The organism is Qipengyuania huizhouensis, assembly GCF_019711635.1.
GTDB classification, from domain to species: Bacteria; Pseudomonadota; Alphaproteobacteria; order Sphingomonadales; family Sphingomonadaceae; genus Qipengyuania; species Qipengyuania huizhouensis.
In genome coordinates this window covers 43258-60921 of record NZ_JAIGNT010000009.1, presented here as the reverse complement: position 1 = coordinate 60921, position 17664 = coordinate 43258, and the positions used below count along the sequence as shown (strand labels likewise).

General features: G+C 58.0%; 16 protein-coding genes. 8 read left to right on the top strand and 8 right to left on the bottom strand.

The features are described 5' to 3' along the window. Positions 1-19 precede the first annotated feature (19 nt). The 4 genes from K3180_RS09095 to K3180_RS09080 all read right to left on the bottom strand — a co-directional run bounded on the left by K3180_RS09095 (position 20) and on the right by K3180_RS09080 (position 4822). Complete coding sequence (locus K3180_RS09095) at positions 20-1660, bottom strand: acyl-CoA dehydrogenase family protein (RefSeq protein WP_221540150.1); 1641 nt, start codon at positions 1658-1660, stop codon at positions 20-22. Further along, the gene (locus tag K3180_RS09090; RefSeq protein ID WP_221540149.1) at positions 1657-2472 is read right to left on the bottom strand and encodes an HTD2 family dehydratase; all 816 of its coding nucleotides are present in this window, start codon (positions 2470-2472) and stop codon (positions 1657-1659) included. The genes K3180_RS09095 and K3180_RS09090 overlap by 4 nt, the downstream gene beginning before the upstream one ends. A 3-nt stretch (positions 2473-2475) precedes the next feature. Further along, the gene (locus K3180_RS09085; protein WP_221540148.1) at positions 2476-3261 is read right to left on the bottom strand and encodes an enoyl-CoA hydratase-related protein; all 786 of its coding nucleotides are present in this window, start codon (positions 3259-3261) and stop codon (positions 2476-2478) included. Positions 3262-3322: 61 nt separating this feature from the next. Further along, positions 3323-4822 (bottom strand): acetyl-CoA acetyltransferase, encoded by a 1500-nt coding sequence (locus K3180_RS09080; RefSeq protein ID WP_221540147.1) that lies wholly within the window; start codon positions 4820-4822, stop codon positions 3323-3325. Positions 4823-4997: 175 nt separating this feature from the next. On the opposite strand from K3180_RS09080, the gene K3180_RS09075 reads away from it, so the two are divergent. After that, positions 4998-7013, top strand: coding sequence for a site-specific integrase (locus tag K3180_RS09075; RefSeq protein WP_221540146.1), 2016 nt, complete (start codon positions 4998-5000; stop codon positions 7011-7013). 236 nt (positions 7014-7249) lie between these two features. Here K3180_RS09075 and K3180_RS09070 read toward each other — a convergent pair whose 3' ends face one another. The 4 genes from K3180_RS09070 to K3180_RS09055 form a co-directional block, all read right to left on the bottom strand. Next, positions 7250-8446, bottom strand: a complete 1197-nt coding sequence (locus tag K3180_RS09070) for an NnrS family protein (RefSeq protein WP_221540144.1) — start codon at positions 8444-8446, stop codon at positions 7250-7252. A 21-nt stretch (positions 8447-8467) separates the two neighbouring features. Next, entirely contained in the window at positions 8468-10720 is a 2253-nt protein-coding gene (locus K3180_RS09065; protein ID WP_221540143.1) for an adenosylcobalamin-dependent ribonucleoside-diphosphate reductase, read from the bottom strand. Positions 10721-10940: 220 nt separating this feature from the next. Next, the gene (gene fixJ, locus K3180_RS09060; protein ID WP_221540141.1) at positions 10941-11564 is read right to left on the bottom strand and encodes a response regulator FixJ; all 624 of its coding nucleotides are present in this window, start codon (positions 11562-11564) and stop codon (positions 10941-10943) included. Beyond that, positions 11554-12627 (bottom strand): sensor histidine kinase, encoded by a 1074-nt coding sequence (locus K3180_RS09055; protein WP_247710440.1) that lies wholly within the window; start codon positions 12625-12627, stop codon positions 11554-11556. Before K3180_RS09055 ends, fixJ begins: the two co-directional genes overlap by 11 nt. Here K3180_RS09055 and K3180_RS12920 point away from each other — a divergent pair. From K3180_RS12920 to ccoN, 7 genes are all read left to right on the top strand, one after another. After that, complete coding sequence (locus tag K3180_RS12920) at positions 12595-13074, top strand: hypothetical protein (RefSeq protein WP_247710439.1); 480 nt, start codon at positions 12595-12597, stop codon at positions 13072-13074. The genes K3180_RS09055 and K3180_RS12920 overlap by 33 nt on opposite strands. 109 nt (positions 13075-13183) lie before the next feature. Beyond that, positions 13184-13873, top strand: coding sequence for an alternative oxidase (locus K3180_RS09050; RefSeq protein WP_221540138.1), 690 nt, complete (start codon positions 13184-13186; stop codon positions 13871-13873). A gap of 29 nt (positions 13874-13902) precedes the next feature. Then, positions 13903-14238 (top strand): DNA-binding transcriptional response regulator, encoded by a 336-nt coding sequence (locus K3180_RS09045; protein WP_221540136.1) that lies wholly within the window; start codon positions 13903-13905, stop codon positions 14236-14238. 1 nt (position 14239) lies between these two features. Further along, positions 14240-14578, top strand: a complete 339-nt coding sequence (locus tag K3180_RS09040; protein WP_221540134.1) for a TehB family protein — start codon at positions 14240-14242, stop codon at positions 14576-14578. Beyond that, positions 14575-15072, top strand: coding sequence for a group III truncated hemoglobin (locus K3180_RS09035; protein ID WP_247710438.1), 498 nt, complete (start codon positions 14575-14577; stop codon positions 15070-15072). Before K3180_RS09040 ends, K3180_RS09035 begins: the two co-directional genes overlap by 4 nt. 76 nt (positions 15073-15148) lie before the next feature. Further along, positions 15149-15898, top strand: a complete 750-nt coding sequence (locus K3180_RS09030) for a helix-turn-helix domain-containing protein (protein WP_221540132.1) — start codon at positions 15149-15151, stop codon at positions 15896-15898. Between the two features lie 87 nt (positions 15899-15985). Next, positions 15986-17662, top strand: coding sequence for a cytochrome-c oxidase, cbb3-type subunit I (gene ccoN / locus K3180_RS09025; protein ID WP_221540130.1), 1677 nt, complete (start codon positions 15986-15988; stop codon positions 17660-17662). Positions 17663-17664 lie beyond the last annotated feature (2 nt).

The following is a 17664-nucleotide window of genomic DNA, read 5'->3' as shown; positions in this document are numbered from 1 at the left end:
GCCCAGTGTGGCAGGGGGACTAACGTGCGGCAACAAGGCCCCGGCCGATAATATGCGCCTGAATCTCGCCCGCTCCCTCGAAGATATTGAGAATGCGCGCATCGCAGAGAACACGGCTGATCTCATATTCCAGCGCATAGCCGTTCCCGCCATGAATTTGCAGCGCATTGTCGGCATTCGCCCAGGCGACGCGGGCGGCGAGAAGTTTGGCCATTCCCGCCTCGATATCGCAGCGTTCGCCGCGATCCTTGTGGCGAGCGGCCGAATAGGTCAATTCGCGCACCATGACGAGTTCGCAGACCATCATTGCGAGCTTGTCGGAAACCCGGGGGAAGGAAAGTAACGGCTTGCCGAACTGCGTACGTTGCATGGCATAGCGCAGGCCGAGATCGAACGCGTTCCAGCCTACCCCGATTGCGCGAGCGGCGGTCTGGATGCGCGCACCTTCGAATGTCCGCATCAGCTGCTTGAAACCCTGTCCCTCGGCACCCCCCAATAACCCGTCGGCGCCCACAGCAAATCCGTCGAAGCCCAGCGTATATTCTTTCATGCCGCGGTAGCCGAGGACCTCAATCTCGTCTCCCGCTATACCATCATCGGGAAAGGCGGATTGCGCGGTCCCACGGGTCTTTTCGGCGAGGAACATGGAGAGGCCCCCATAGCCTGGCGTATTCTGATCGGTGCGGCAGAGAATGGTCATCAGATCGGCGCGGGCGGCATGGGTGATCCAGGTCTTGGACCCGTCGATGCGCCAGTTGCCATCGGGAGTGCGGGATGCCCTTGTGCGCACCGAAGCGAGATCCGAACCCGTGTCGGGTTCGGTGAACACGGCGGTGGGCAAAATCGATCCATCGGCAATGCGGGGAAGGAATTTGGCTTTCTGCTCCTCGGTGCCGTTTTCGCCAATTAGTTCGCTCGCAATTTCTGAGCGCGTGCCGAGCGAACCTGCGCAAATCCAGCCGCGTGAAAGCTCTTCCGAGACAAGGCACATGGCTAGTTTACCGAGACCGAGACCGCCGAATTCTTCCGCTATGCATACGCCGAACACACCGAGGTCGGCCATTTCCTGGACCACTTCCATCGGGATAAGTGCATCGGTGAGATGCCAGGCATGGGCGTGCGGCGCGATCCGATCGGCGGCGAAGGCCCTGAACTGGTCGCGGATCATGTCGAGCGTCTCGTCGCCAGTACCTTCGAAGGGGCGTTCGCCCTCCGCGAGCCGGTGAGACAGAGCCGCGCGCGTTTTCGCGTTGTTGCCCTCCTTGATGAAATAATCGACCGCTGGGTTACTGGCGAAGGCCTGCGCCTCGACATCAAGTCCATATGCGGAAGGCCGGACGACTTCGTTCTGGCTCATCACCACCCCGCCAGCAATCTGGGCGCAATATTCGCCCGTGCCGACGCCAAGGACGAGTTTTTCGAGCTCGCCGAAGCTCCCGGAATTCTCGGCCCGCTCTGCCCATTCGGCGAAAGCGCCGAGGGCAGCCGACAGGGTGGCCATCCACGCATATCCATGGAGCGAATGCTGTTCGCGCTCTGCAATATCGTGATCGAGTTTGCCTTCGGGCGCGACCATGTCGGCGAGCCTGGCCCGTACTTTATCGGTATATTCGGCGGCTGCCCTGGCGGCTGCGCGGATTGGGATCAGGTCTTTGGTCATCGAAACTCGGCAGTCGCAGCCATAGCGATGGCCCCATCGCATCTTACGGCCTCGTAAGAGCCTTGCCCTGCCTTTCTCAAGAAGATCGGCTGGCCGAGAAAGAGAGGTGCTTTGGCGCGAAAGGAAAACGTAGCAAGGAATCCGTCATGCATGGCCAGTTCAGCCAACCTTGCAGCGGTGAAGGGACCGTGGACAATCAGCGCCGGATAACCCTCGACCCCGGTCGTGTAAGGGAGATCATAGTGTATTCGGTGTCCGTTGAAAGTCGCCGCAGAAAAGCGAAAGAGATCGACCTCGTTCGGCTGCCAACTTTGGCCCTGAGGCATTGTCCGGGCTGGCACAGGGAGGGGAGTGGGTTCGCCTGCGCCACGATAAACATAGGTCTGCATCTCGCGCACGCGAATCTCGCCGCCCTGTTCGAGGCGTTTCTCGACTTTGACGAAAACAAGATCGCCGCTGTTTCCCGACTTTCGCGTGACCTCTGCCACGCGGCTCGTCTGCCGGGCCGGTGCGCCAGTTTTCAAAGCTCCATCGAATGTCATGGATGACGCTGCGAACATACGCCGCGGGAGCGTGATATCGGGCAGGAAGTCCCCGCGTTTGGGGTGTCCATCCGGGCCGATCGTATCGTTGTGGGGGCAGGGCAGGAAAAAGGCCCAGTGCGGCAGGGGTACATGGTCGGTTTCGTCCTGCCGGCCGATCGCCCGCGCGAAGCGGCGCAGGGCAAGCGGATCGAGCGCTTCCTCCTCGACCAGTTCGCGTCCGACTGATTCCTGCCAGTCGGTGAGCTGCGCTTCGCTCACACCCCCCATGGATCAGTTTCCCTTGAACTCGGCCTTTCGCTTCTGGAGGAAGGCCATGGCACCTTCGACAGCGTCCTGCGTATTGCCGGCGATACGCTGGGCCCGGGCCTCCGCTCCGAGCGTGGTGGCAAGATCCTGGGACAATCCTTCACGCAATGTTTGCTTCATCAGGCCCAGCGCGAGGGTAGGTCCATTCGCCAGCCGTTCCGTCAATGCCTGCGCTTCGCTTTCCAGCGCATCGTCTTCGACACATTTGTAGATCAGGCCAAGACGCTCCGCCTCTTCGGCATGGATTTTTTCGCCCAGCATCATCATGCGGGTCGCCTGGGCAGCGCCGATAAGGCGAGGTAGCATCCAGCTGGATCCGCCATCGGGTACAAGGCCGATATTGGCGAATGCCTGGAGGAAATAGCCGCTCTTGCCCGCGATCACGAAATCGGCGGCCAGCGCGATGGAACAGCCGATGCCGGCCGCCGGTCCCTGGACGACCGAGACGACCGGTACGGGCAGAGACGCCAGCGCCTGTATCATCGGATTGTAACGCTGGCTCAGCGAAGCGTAAGCGCGGTCGCCGCCAGTGACGGACATTTCCGCATTTCCGGCAAGATCCGCCCCGGAACAGAAAGCGCGGCCTTCCCCCCTGAGGACTACTGTTCTGGCATCGCCGACGTTACGAATGGCAGTGAAGATTTCATCGGCCATAGCGGGGGGGCAGGCATTGAGCCGCTCCGGTCGGTCGAGCGTAATGGTCAGAATATTGCCGCTGCGATCCGCACGGATGGTTTCGAAGTCGCTCATTTCCCGCTCCCATGAAATCGGTATCTGCCATCTCTTGGGGAAACGGGTCTGGAAAGGCAACCTATTGCCAAATTCCCGTGCCCGCTTCGCTTCGCGCGATCAATCCGGTGTGCCCCACAGGTTCATCATCGCCGGAAGTGAGGAACGCTATCGTCGCGGTGTCGGTCGGCGGAACCTGCGCAAGCGTGCGTTTGTTCTCCGCCGTCCGCGCGACGATTACTCCCGATCGTGGGGAGCCATCCCGATTGTAATGTACTGTGTAAGATTCGATTTGCGCTTCACCTGTGTAGTTCTCGTCCAGCTCCGGGATCTCGCCCCGACGCTCGTCCGCTTCTACCTGGTAATCGAAATCCTGCGGGAAATCGGCTCCCGTCGGGGAACCTGACAACAAGATCGTGTGATTGTGCGTTGCATAGCCGCCGTTTGCGAAAAGCAGGCCCCGGTCACTGGTGCCGCGGAGACGTCGGACCATCTCGGCAATCGCATGGCTCATGTAGTTGCCGATAGGGCCACCGCCGAAGGTAAGGCCGCCGAAGACGGTCACGGGTTTGTCTATCGGCCAGTCCAGGACACGCCGCGCCATCTTGGGGACGCAGGGGAAGCAGGAATATAGTTCGACATGGGAGAGGTCTTCCGCAGAAACTGCGTTCAATTTCATCGTGCGCTCGATCGAAGTCGTCAGGCTGGGAGAAGCATCGTATCGGTCGCGAGCAAGGAAATTGGCGTCCTCATGGGCCGCAGCGCCGTAACCGAGGAATACCAAACGATCTTCCGGGATTCCGCGGCGACGCGCTTCGGCCAGACTGGTTACGAGAAAGCCTGCCCCCTGGTTTACCGAGGAATTGGCCACCTGCAATTTGGTATAAGGAAAGGCGATGGGCCTGTTCTCGGCTGACGGCGTCACGACATCTTTGGCGGCTACCGGCTCACGTATCCAGGCGCTCTCATTTCTGGCGGCCACCTCGCTCATCGCTGCCCAGATCGCTCCGCTCTCGGCTTGTCCCTCGGCGAACGTCTGATCATAGGCTGCACGACCGGCGTTCTCGTAAAGCGGATAGACATCGGTCGGCACTATGAGCCCATAGCTCTGGGCATAGCCGGTTTTCTTGCGATGGCCTGCGTCGCGCAAAGCGTTTGGTTTTTCGTCAGGGTTGCCAGTATTCGATGCCGCGAGTTTTGCCGCAGTGCGTAGAGCCTCGCCGCCGACTATTGCGCAGATCCTCGCCTCGCCGCGGGCAATCCGGTTCGCCGCTTCGTGCAACAGGAGGACAGGACTGTCACCATTCGGCAGCGCGGTCTGCATCCTGTGGGCGGGGTCTATACCAAGCAATTCCGCCAGCTTGCCGTCGACGGGGTTGAGCTGCGGCCATGCCAGTTGCGCCACCACGGAAAGCGAATCGCAATCGGTCAGCCACCCTCCGCCAGCATCTTCGTCCGCGTTTCTCAACGCTCCTGCCATCAGGCCGATCGGGTCCATTCCTTCGCTGGGTTGCCCGGGTCGATCATTGATCTGGCCCACACCGATAATGACGGGGGTTTTGTACGGATCGGTTTCGCTCATGCCTCGGGTTTAGCGGGGCAAGGCGTTTTGGCAAATGTAAGGAGTTGGCTGGGGTGGCAGGGACCCCAGCCGAAAACGAGCCAAGCATCTGAAATGAAAGGTTTCCCCCTATAGCTCGGCCGCGGATGACCACGAGAGGGTGCCACGGCAGGGTGCCACGGCAGGAGACCACGCCATGTGCGGCATTCAGAACGTCACTCGCAAGCACGGAACCTATTATTACCGCAAACTCATACGTTTAGGACCTGATAAGCCTTTCCGGTTACGCCTTTCCCTGAAGACAACCAGCCGCCGCCGTGCAGCCTTGCTCGCGCCGGCACTGACCTTGATCTGCGAGAGGGTTGCGATGAACATGATGAGCAAGATGGGGCGCGACGGGCTGACCGGCGCCGAGCGGGCCGAGATTTACCGGCGCCAGATGCTGGTCGAGCGCGACCGGCTCGAGGCGATGCACGCCAGCCTCCACATTCTTCCGCCCGATGACCACGAGGACATAGGCAAGGCTCTGACGCTGCGCCTCGGCGCGAGCGAGATGGCCGCACAGGACGGGGCCATGCAGGGCAAGACCGAGGACTTCCTGGTGGCCCGCATCGATCCCGAGAACGATGACGAGCCGATCGTGATCGTGGCCTGGTCGGACCTCGCTCAATCGATCGAGCACGAGGGAGCCGAGGAAGCCGCAGCGGCGCGGCTCGCGGAAATCGGCCTGGAGCAATCCGCGCTGCGCGAGGCCATGGCCCGCAAGGTGGTCAACGAGGCGCGGATCGTGGCGATCCGAGAGTTTCGCGAGGTGCTGGCCAATCCCGGTGCGGCTTACCCGCCGGTGCCGATCGGCCAATACGAACCAGCGCCCCAGCACCTGGCCGCGCCAGCGACACAAGTCACGCCTGTTCCCGCGCAGCCGGCCGTAGCAGGCCCATGGGCAAACATGACGCCCACGGAGGCAATGGAGAAATTCTTCGCGCACAATCCGAAGACCGGCGGCAAGGATGGCAAGTCGCGGAAAAAGAACGGAGCTGCCTGGACGGCGAAAACCCGCAAACAGGCACTCGTAGCAGCGCGCCTTCTCGAACAGGTCTTGCAGGGACGTCCACTGGCGCAAATGACGCACGACGATCTCGTGACACTCAACGATTGCTTCGAGAAGGTGCACGGAGAGACTTTCCTCAGGTCTCCGAAGCAGCAGGCGATGACCATCTTCGAGATCGTGAAGAAATACGAATCCCAGATTGTCGATGATGAGGATGTGCCCCTCGCGCAGCGCAGAAAGAAGCTGAAGGAGGTTCAGGAAAACCCGAATGCGCCCAAACCTCTGACAAGCAAGGAACTGGGCCTCTCGCTGGTCACGACCAACCGGCATTTCGGCTTCTTGCGACAGCTGACGAACTGGTTCTCTGGTCACCAGCCGATTGCGCCTCTGGATTACGGCGCTTTCATCATGAAGAAGCGCCAAAACGCGCGAAAGGACCGGTCGGGGTATACTGAAGAGCAGGGCCAGATAATCTTCAGCCTGCCGCCCTGGACGGGCGCATCTTCACCTCAGCGGCGCATGCAGCCCGGCTCCCTGGTCGTTCACGATTCCTGGTATTGGGTGCCAATGATCGCCTGGTATACCGGAATGCGGCTCGACGAGATCAGCAGTCTCGAGCTCGATGAGATCGAATACGAGGGTGGGCATTTGCAAATCCAGGTCAAACCCAACTCGCTTCGCGGTTTGAAGACAGACAGCTCCGAGCGTGTGCTGCCGGTCGCGAGCGAATTGCTCCGTCTAGGGTTTGATAAATATGTAGAGGCGCTGAGAGCGGCGGATGAATGGCTGCTCTTTCCCGAACTGTTGCCCGAGAGCGGCATAGGGACCCTCGGAGATGCTTTTTATAAAACACGCTGGACTCATCTGGCCAAGAAGCTTCCGTTTCTGGTTAAGGGTCAGGCCAATCACTCGTTTCGACATACGGCTATCGATGCGATGAAAGCCGCCCGTATTCCGAGCGAAATACGCGCAGACTTTGCCGGTCATAAGCTCCTGTCGGAAACCGAGGGGCGGTATTCCGATGCGCACATGACCCTGCTGCGAGAGGCTGCAGAAACCATACCGAAGGTTACCGCTGGGCTCGTTCCGGCTCCGGTAAATTTGCTTCCCGATCGTCTCCGGGTTCCCCGGAAGGCACGGCCAAAGCGGAAGGAGGGGTAGGCAAAAAATCTTCGAAGATCTGGGCGACAGTGGATCTGAATCCAGGCGAAATCCGGCATGATCCAGTAACCCTTGCTTGTCGATGTCGATGGTCGACCTCGACAAGCGAGCTACACAGACGGATTTCAATTTATCAAAAAGACAAACCGCATGGCGTGATCGGGTGCGTGGGGTGATCGCGCGGGGGGAATTTCAGGACCATGGAGAACGGATGCGTGCCGGGAGGGAACGTTGACTTAGTGCGATCCGCGACGCACCCGCGCAAGAACGAGCATCGGTGCGAAGAAAACAAGGAAAATACCGAACCCAAACATCCACAGCAATCCGGCGAGCAACCAGCCCTCCTGCAACGGTATCGAAGCAGTCCCGGAGAAGACGCGGAGTATGGCGCCGAAAGAGACGAACAGAACTGCCGCTAGAGGCCCAAGCCGCCAGCGCGGATGGCGACCAGTCTGGGTCATACTCAGACGCGCCATGACGGCCAGTATCATGCAGGAGATCGCTCCCGCTGTAAGCAGATGCATGATATCTGATTGACCGCCTTCCCCGATGAGCGAAAAGCCAAGCAATCCAAGAGGAAGCAGTAGATAAGCAAGATGTAGGGAGATCACCGAGGGCTCATGGATTATCCGCCACGGCTGCCAGCGGATTGCGCGAGCAAGATGCAACAGGCCGGCGAGAGCCAGGATGGTCAGCCCCAATCCTCTCGGATCCACGATCCAAGCCAGTGAGGCTATAGCTGTAACCCAGTTCACAATGGCGTCGAACCGCGTTTCCTGAGCAGTGACCTTCGTGCGAACATCTCGTGGAAGGGCATTTCGTGTAAAAGACGGAATAAGCTTTCCGCCGACAAGCGAAATTAGCATAACGAGGATCGCAATGCCTGCGCGAGTGGAACTTCCCTCATCCGACCAACCCTCGGCAGCAGTAAGATGACGCGCACCGCACGCGATTGCGAACAGTGCCGTGAGCACTGCTGTCGAGGCGCCTCGGCCTTTTCCGTGCCAGCTCTCTCTGCCAACAACAGCTGCCAGAACGAAATAGTAGCCTGAGTCAATTAGCGCTGCGGGCCACGGACCAGCCCAGCCGGCAGTGGCGTTGATCAATCGCGCGAGAAACCACCAACTCAACATGGCGAGCAGGGGGCCGCCGATCGCCGGAAGACGACCGCTCCAGTTCGGAGTAGCCGTAAGCAGATAACCCGTCATCGCTGCACCGACGCCGCCGAAGATCATCTCGTGGCTGTGCCAAGAAATTGGATCAAAATGCGATTCGAGTTGGACCCTGCCCGACAAGAGCGCCAACCAAAACCCCATCGCGATCGGGAACCACGCTGCGCTAGCGAGAAAAAAGGGCCGAAACCCGGCCTGGAGCACGATTGGTGCTCTCGCTTCCCGTTCGCGTCGGAGAGCCAGGCGCTTGGTTCCGTCCATCAGACTTTGACTATACTGTTTTCAACCGCATTTGGAAAAGCCGCAGGACAGGCATTTGTTGCACCCTTCTTCTCGTATCATGCCGGGAATCCCGCACTGAGGACAGCAAGGACCCATCGGCGCTGCCTCAAAAGAGGTTGGGGAATCAGAAGTCGGCCCGATCGGCAAGTCCAGCTGGGCCGGCGCAAATTGTGCCATGTGCCGCTCGATAATGTCGCCGATTGCGGCGAGGAGGGAAGGGACGAACTTCCCGGTGACCCATGCTCCTCCGCGTGGATCAAACACCGCCTTTAGTTCCTCTGCGACGAACGAGACGTCGCCTCCGCGCCTGAAGACGGCGGAAATCATTCGAGTCAAAGCCAACGTCCACGCATAGTGGTCCATGTTCTTGGAGTTGATGAATATCTCGAAGGGACGTTTATGCGTGCCATCGTCGATATTGTTGATGGTCACGTAGAGGGCATGTGCGCTGTCCGGCCACTTAAGCTTGTAGGTGGTGCCATCGAGCATCTCCTCTCGTTTCGGGGGTTCGGCATGAACTGGGCTCGCAGGAACCTTCTTTTCGCTACCTGCGAGAGCTTCCACGCTGAGCACGGAACCTGTTACTGCATTGGGGCGATAAGTGGTCAATCCCTTGCACCCGCGAGCATAGCCTTCGCGATAGACTTCCTGGAAGTCCGCGAATGGGATATCTTCCGGCACGTTTACCGTCTTGGAGATCGAACTGTCGATCATCGATTGTGCACATGCCTGCATTGCGACGTGATCGGCGGGAGACAGGGACTGCGCACTGACGAACAGTTCGGCCGGGGGCTCTTCGTCACCACGTAGGGCGCGCCATTGACGCAGCGCATCATCTTCGACCGCTTCATGTCTGGCCGAACCATCAGGATTTAGGATCCTGCGTTGATAGCTGTAGGCAAAGACTGGTTCGATGCCCGAAGAGACATTGCCTGCCAGGAGTGACGTAGTGCCGGTCGGTGCGATCGATGTCAGACATCCGTTTCGCAGACCGTGCTCTGCAATCAGGTTCCGTGTTTCCTCGTCCAAGGCTACAATATTGGGACGTATGAGCATGGAAGGGTCGTAAAGCGGAAAAGCGCCTTTCTCGCGCGCCAGTTCGGCCGACGCGCGATAGGCGGCGGTCCGGATCGTTCCCAGCCACTCCTCGAGCAAAGCCACAGCGTCGTCCGATCCGTAGGCCGCGCCGCAGTAGAGCAGAGCATCGGCGAGGCCCGTTATTCCGAGACCGAGGCGGCGCTTGGCTTTCGCTTCAGCCTCTTGCTCGGAAAGAGGGTAGCGGCTGATGTCGATGACGTTGTCCAGCAGGCGGATAGCCGTAGAAGTGAGCTCGCTCAGCGCGCCGAGATCGAGCCGTGCATGCTCTTCGAATGGACGTTCGATCAGCGCAGCCAGGTTAATCGAGCCGAGCAGACATGCCCCGTAGGGCGGAAGCATCTGTTCGCCACATGGATTGGAGGCGCTGATTGTTTCACAATGCACAAGATTATTGAGTGCATTAACCCGATCGACGAATATCACGCCCGGCTCGGCGACGTCGTAAGTCGCGCGCATCAGCCGATCCCATAATTCACGCGCCTTAACTGTGCGATAGGTCGTGCCAGCGAAGACGAGCGGCCAGTCGGCATCATTTTCGAGAGCATCCATGAAGGGGTCGGTGACTAGAACCGAAAGATTGAAGTTCCGCATCCGTTCGGGCTGGCGTTTGACGTCGATGAAGTCCTCGATATCGGGATGGTCGATGCGCAGACAGCCCATCATCGCTCCACGGCGCGCGCCTGCCGAATGGACTGTCCTGCACATCGCATCCCAGCAGTCCATAAAAGAGAGCGGTCCTGAAGCATCAGATCCAACGCCCTTGACCTCCGCGCCGCGAGGTCGGATCGTGGAGAAATCCATTCCCACCCCGCCTCCCTGCTGCATGGTAAGCGCCGCTTGCTTCAAATGGTCGAAGATGCCTTCAAGGCTATCGGGGATCGTTCCCATAACGAAACAATTAAAAAGGGTGACTGCGCGGCCGGTCCCAGCACCGGCCAATATCCGGCCGGCAGGGATGAACTGCAGAGATTCGATCGCTTCAAAGAAGCGTTCTTCCCAAACCGAACGATCAGACTGGGACTCAGCTTCGGCAGCAGCTTTAGCTACTCGACGCGCGGTGTCCGTGAAGTCCGTATCGCCCGCATACGTCTCATTGCCACTAAAGCGGTATTTCGCAGACCAGATATCCTGCGCAATCGGAACGTCAAAGCTCATAAGATCACCTCCGCCTCGCTGAATAGCGTTCGGAAAGACCGTTCGAATGACCTAGATCACACCGCAGGATAAATGACAAAAAAAGCTGCAATCAGCAGCACTCTTCTAGCGATCGGCGATCGGAAGGTTTTGCTATTACCGAATAGGACCCCTCGACGCGGTCTCGGAACGAATGCAGAGAACCTTGAAGTTGCTTTACAGCATTCGGACGAGAGGTTGCTCAGGGAAGTCGGGCTAAAGTCACCATTCTCACCAGGTCGGATAGGGTCTTCGCCTGAAGTTTCATCATCGCATTGGCACGGTAGACTTCAACAGTTCGGGGACTGATGTCTAGATCAAATCCAATTACCTTATAGGCTTTACCGTCCGCCAAGCCTTCGACCACTTCCCGTTCACGGCCAGACAAGGACGATAGACGCGATTCAATTTCTCGGCGTTCCTGGATTAGTGCATCCTCTTCCGTTTTCTGAGAAACCGCCCGCTCGATTGCCGAGAGAATGATGTCGTCGTCGAAAGGCTTTTCGATGAAATCCGCAGCGCCCGCCTTCATTGCCTGGATTGCCAATGGCACGTCGGCATGCCCAGTAATCACAATGACTGGAACCGAGGGATCCTTTTGCTTAATGCGTTCAGTAAGTTCGATCCCGCCGACACCTGGCATCCGAATATCGGTAATGACACAGGCACCGGTGAGTGGGGGCGATGACTTCAGAAATGCGTCACCTGAAGAAAAGGATCGAACCCTAACGCCTGCTACATCGAGTAGAAATTCCAAAGAATTGCGCGCACTTTCATCGTCGTCGATGACATAAACGATCGCATCTTTGGTGGCGTCATTCGCCATCGTAAAATTCCTCCTTGGAAACTCTTTGGACTGTAAAGCCGAACTCCGCGCCCCCCTCGGCGGATGGGCCGGCCCATATACGTCCCCCATGAGCCTCGACAATTGTCCGCGAGATCGAAAGGCCGACGCCCATACCGGTCCGCTTGGTTGTAATGAAAGGCTGAAATAGTCGATCTGCAATTTCAGGTCTGATACCTGGACCCGTATCACTGACAGCGACCCGCGCAAGTTCCTCGCTTGATCCATCGATCGCAATGATGAGTCGACGTTCCGATGATGCCGCTTCGGCCATCGAATCCACCGCATTGCGAACCAAGTTAAGCACTACCTGCTGTATCTGAACCTTGTCGACCAGAACGAGATCAATTTTAGGGTCGAAGTCGTAGAGCACCCGAATGCCATGTTCCTTTGCTCCAACCAATGCGAGCGCGCTGGCTTCTTCGACAAGTTTGGGAAGACTTTCGATGCTCCTTTCGGTTTCTCCCCGCGCCACGAAATCGCGCAGTCTCCGGATGATCTCGCCTGCCCGAAGAGCCTGTCCCGACGCCTGTTCCACCGCATCGGAAATCCGATCAAGCGGCGGGTCTTCGCGAGTAAGAAGCATTCGGCTGCCCTTCAGATAATTCGCAATGGCTGAAAGCGGCTGGTTGATCTCATGAGCAAGAGCAGATGCCATCTCGCCGAGAGCCGTCAGACGCGAGATATGGACGAGTTCGCTCTGCAATTCCTGGAGCCGGTCCTCAGCCTGTTGCCGCTCGGTCAAATCACGGATGAAACCAGTAAAATACCGATGACCTTCGGTCTGCATTTCGCCGACGGCCAGTTCGATGGGGAAAGTGGAACCATCCTTGTGTTCGCCGACGACGATGCGTCCCTTCCCGATAATTCGCCTTTCGCCCGTCCGATAATATCGCTCCAGGTATCCATCATGTGCCGTGCGATAGGGATCTGGCATTAATACGCTGACGTTTCGACCGTTCACCTCATCCGCGCTCCAGCCAAACATCCTTTCCGCCGTGGGGCTGAACTCATGGATCAAACCGGCTTCATCGATTACGACCATAGCATCAGGCACCGTATCCAGGATCGAACTCAGGTGTGCCTCACGTCTTGCAAGTTCAGTCGCAGCCGTTTCGGTTTCGAGCCGCGCGCGCTGAAACCATTCCCCGCCGACCGCGACCGCGAGGCCGATCACCACGAAGGTAACGGCAGCGATGATGCTTCCGCTTTCGATTGGACCGCTCAAACGATCGCATACGAGTCCCGCCGCCGCACCCGCGACCGAGGCGAATGCGCCGGCCCTAAGTCCGGACAGAGCGCTGGCAATGACGACGCCTGGAACAAAGAAAATAAAGGTGGCGCGCTGCCCAAGCTCGTCCGCAAAAGCAAGACGAAGAATTACCGCAAGACCGATAGCCAGCAGCGCTCCGAGAACAGCACTTGCGAAAGAAAGCCGCGGAAGAAAGCGGCTTACGAAGCTCTGCCCACGCACCTCCGTGAAATCCCGTAGGTTGCTTCTCGTAGGGTGATCATCCAAATTTCGCGGTTCCGTTCATCGTCATAGATGGAGGGCATCGGCAGCACTCTCCTTCCAATGGCTGCCGAATGGAGAAGTTTCAATGACTGCACCGCTCATCGATCTTGGCGTTCACCATCAACCCAAGGGGTTGTCGGACAGGATCGCGTTCGGCTTTACCAAGGCGCTACGCTGGACCGCTGACACGTTTTTTGCAGAGCGCTACGGGCACCGCGCCGTCGTTCTGGAAACGGTGGCCGCCGTGCCCGGTATGGTCGGAGCGACAATCAACCACCTCGCCTGCTTGCGCCGCATGTGCGACGACAAGGGCTGGATCAAGACGCTCATGGACGAAGCCGAAAACGAGCGCATGCACCTCATGACCTTCATCGAGGTTTCCAAGCCGACGATGTTCGAACGCGCTGTCATCATCGGCGTGCAATGGGTGTTCTATCTCTTCTTCTTCGCGCTCTACCTTGTCAGCTCGAAAACTGCGCACCGCGTAGTTGGCTACTTCGAGGAAGAAGCCGTGATCAGCTATACGCACTATCTCGCAGAGATCGACGAAGGTCGTAGCCCGAACGTGCCGGCTCCCGAGATCGCAAAGCGGTATTGGGGGCTCTCAGAGGGTGCGACGCTACGCGACGTGGTCTTGGTGGTCCGGGCCGACGAAGCCCATCACCGCGATGTAAATCACGGCTTTGCGAATGAACTCGCCGGTCTGCCGGTTGGTAGCATCGCCGAATGCCCGCCGCATGTCACGCTCGAGCCGAACTGGAAGAGGGCCGCCTGATCGGCCGGCTAGATGAAGGAGGACGGATCATGGTTCAAAATCACGCCATACGATTGTTGGTTGAAGATCCATCCGTCCTCGCTTCGCTGAAGTTTTCGCTCTCGATCGAAGGTTTCGACGTGGGGGATCATGACCTCGCAGCCCTAATTATAGACGAACAATATCGCGGGGATGGTGCGCAAGCTCTCGAAGATCTGAGAGCGCAGGGAAACAGTGCACCCGCCGTCTTTATGGCTACCCATCCTAACCGGAGGCTAAGAAGCCGGCTTGCCATTGCTGGCGCAGTCCTTGTGGAGAAACCCTTGATGGGTGACGAGATTGGCCGGGCGTTCGGTGGCTTCCACAATCCTATAAAGGCGGCCTGAGATGAAACCTGCCGAAATGCCCGTTCTCGAAAGCTACAAGCGCACGTCGATTTTTACGGAGAATAGCGTGCCGGCCGGACTGCTGGCCGAACATTCGACCAAGGAGGGGGTTTGGGGTCTTATCCATGTCACCCAAGGCAGACTCCGCTACTTCATCACCGATCCCCGGCGCGAACCGGAAGAATACGTCCTGCATCCCGGCACCGAGCCTGGAGTGGTTGAGCCGACTATCCTCCACCGCGTTGAACCGATGGGGTCGGTTGAATTCCAGGTCGAATTTCTCCGTGCTCCGAGTGATGTCGGGCCAGTCACAAGCCCCAGGAAAAGTGCAAACTCATGAACAATCACAATCCCATGAGCCGCGCGGATCCGGAAGCAATATCCTATGCGAAACGCAAACGAGAAGAGAAGCGTGCTGAGGCCGAATTAATCGGGATCGACGCGGACTTCATCGGTCATCTCGTCGAAACGTTCTACGCTAGGATCCGTGACGATGCGCTTTTGGGACCGATCTTCGCTGAGCGAATCTCGGACTGGCCCTCACATCTCGCCCGAATGAAGGCATTCTGGAGATCCGTGCTGCACAACAGCGGCGAGTTCTCCGGCAATCCCATGCTGAAACACCTTGCCATTCCCGGTCTCGAACTGCGTCATTTCGAGCGCTGGCTGCACATTTTCTATGAGACGCTGGGCGAAATCGAAAGCCATCATAGCGCCACCCAACTTGTCGGAACCCGCGCGAGGATGATCGCCGACAGCCTGCTTACAGGCATCACAATGAAGCGTGACGGATTGACTGGAGGGCGCGCAGGGAAGGACCTTCCTTATGTCTGATCCGCAGCCCGGTTCATCACCAGCGCGTGTCCCTCCGGTGAGAGTGTGTCTGACGAAATTCAATTGATCGAGATCAATGAACGAAATCTTGAAGCCAGCCAGTGGCCGCGTTCATGACAATCAAGGATCCCTTCTAATGCCAGCCGCATCGGCGCTTCGTAAGTTCGCCACCTCTTTTTCTGACGAGCCGATGGGCCCGTTGAGTTCTGAGGTTCAGCAACTTGGTGAATTCCTGCACGTTCCTGTTGGGGAAATTGCAAAATTCCATTCTTCCGAGAAACCTCTCATTGTGTTCGTTGCTAGCGGCGCGGTGAAGCTGACTGCGCAGGTTGGTCTCGATCGTGAGCAGATCATCGCTTTCGGATTTCGCGAGGAGATGATCGCGCTGTCTGAAAATTCCCGTGTGCCCTATGAACTCCAGGCGCTGACAGCTTGTAAGATTGTCGGATGTTCGCTCGCCGAGCTCGCCAAAACGCTCACCAAAGACGAGTATTGCGCCGAAAGACTGATTACGCAGCTCTTATCTGCGCTCGAAGATTCGAGAGAACGCCTGGTTTTGCTCGGACGGATGACCGCCCAGGAACGAGTGGCCAGTTTCCTTCTTGACCTGACCGAGCGGATCGCAGCCATCAAAAATGGTATTGCTGTGATCGAGCTACCGATGTCCCGGCGCGAAATAGCCGATACCGTCGGATTGACTATAGAAACAGTTAGCCGTCAACTCAGTCAACTGCGTGAACACGGTATTCTGCAAACCAACGGAAGGTCGGAACTAGTGATCCTTGACCTCGATCAGCTCCGCCGATTAGCCTCCCGGAGTAAGTAGCGAAATGAAATTTCTATAATTTGATTTGGATCAATGCGGTTTTCGTCAAAGCTGCATAGAGGCGCGTAAAAGGGGATCGGAGTTATAATGCGGGCAGAAGTCGCACTCGGACGGGTTGGGTTGTGGTTCCTAGTTCTTGTCATCTCAATTGTTTTGGCAGCTACAGCGCGGGACACGGGCTTTGCAGCTCATGCGATTATCATCGCGATCGTCTCATTCGTGCTCATGTGGATGTCGGCCGCGCGGTTCGATCCAATGGGGAAAGCACGCGGTTTTTTTCGTATGCCGCAAGGCGCCTCGCTATATGACGATGATCCGGTTCGCTGGGGTGTCCTTGCCACTATGTTCTGGGCTCTCGTGGGTCTGCTTGCCGGCGTCTTTATCGCGTCGCAGCTGGCGTTCCCGCAGCTCAATTTCGAGCCCTATTTCAACTTCGGGCGGGTGAGGCCGCTGCATACGTCTGCAGTGATTTTCGCCTTTGGCGGTAATATCCTCATCGCCAGTAGTTTCTATGTTGTGCAGCGCACGTGCCGCGCGCAGCTTGCCTTTCCGACGCTCGCTCGCTTCGTATTCTGGGGCTACCAGTTGTTCATCGTTCTGGCGGCTTCTGGTTATCTTTTTGGCGTCACGCAGAGCCGCGAATATGCCGAGCCCGAGTGGTATGTGGATCTGTGGCTGACGATTGTCTGGGTCGCGTATCTCATCGTCTTCGTCGGCACTCTGGCGCGTAGAACCGAGCCGCATATCTATGTGGCAAACTGGTTCTACCTCTCCTTCATCATCACCATCGCGATGCTGCACATCGTCAACAATCTGGCGGTGCCAGTCGCCTGGAACGGCTCTCTCTCGTTCTCCGCCTTTGCGGGCGTCCAGGATGCGCTGACGCAGTGGTGGTATGGCCACAACGCCGTAGCGTTTTTCCTGACTGTGCCGTTTTTGGCAATGATGTATTACTTCGTGCCCAAACAGGCCGAACGACCCGTCTACAGTTACCGGCTCTCCATCATTCACTTCTGGTCCCTGATCTTCCTCTACATCTGGGCAGGGCCGCATCACCTTCATTACACAGCGTTGCCGGACTGGGCGCAGACACTTGGCATGGTGTTTTCGGTCATCCTCTGGATGCCCAGCTGGGGAGGCATGATCAATGGACTGATGACGCTGAACGGTGCTTGGGACAAGGTTCGCACAGATCCGATCATCCGCATGATGGTCATGGCGCTGGCGTTCTACGGCATGGCGACGTTCGAGGGTCCGATGCTCAGCATCAAAGCGGTGAACTCGTTGTCACACTACACCGACTGGACGGTTGGACACGTGCACTCGGGCGCTCTCGGGTGGAACGGTCTTATCAGTTTTGCCGCAGTCTACTTCCTCGTCCCGCGATTGTGGAAGCGGGAGCGAATGTATTCGCTGCGTATGATCAACTGGCACTTCTGGCTCGCGACGCTGGGGATCGTTTTCTACGCCGCCAGCATGTGGGTGGCGGGTATCACCCAAGGTTTGATGTGGCGCGAATACGGCGCCGACGGCTACCTCGTGAACAGCTTCGCTGAGACTGTCGCAGCGCTGCACGAGCTCTATATCATCCGAGCTCTGGGCGGCGTCATGTATCTCAGCGGTGCCATCATCATGGGCTACAATGTCTGGATGACCATCGCCGGCAAGCTCCGCGAGGAAGCTCCGATGGGCGCCATGCCGGAATACGATCCGGAAAAGGACCGACCCATCGTGCGCTCCGCAAACCCCGAACCAGCTGAATAGGA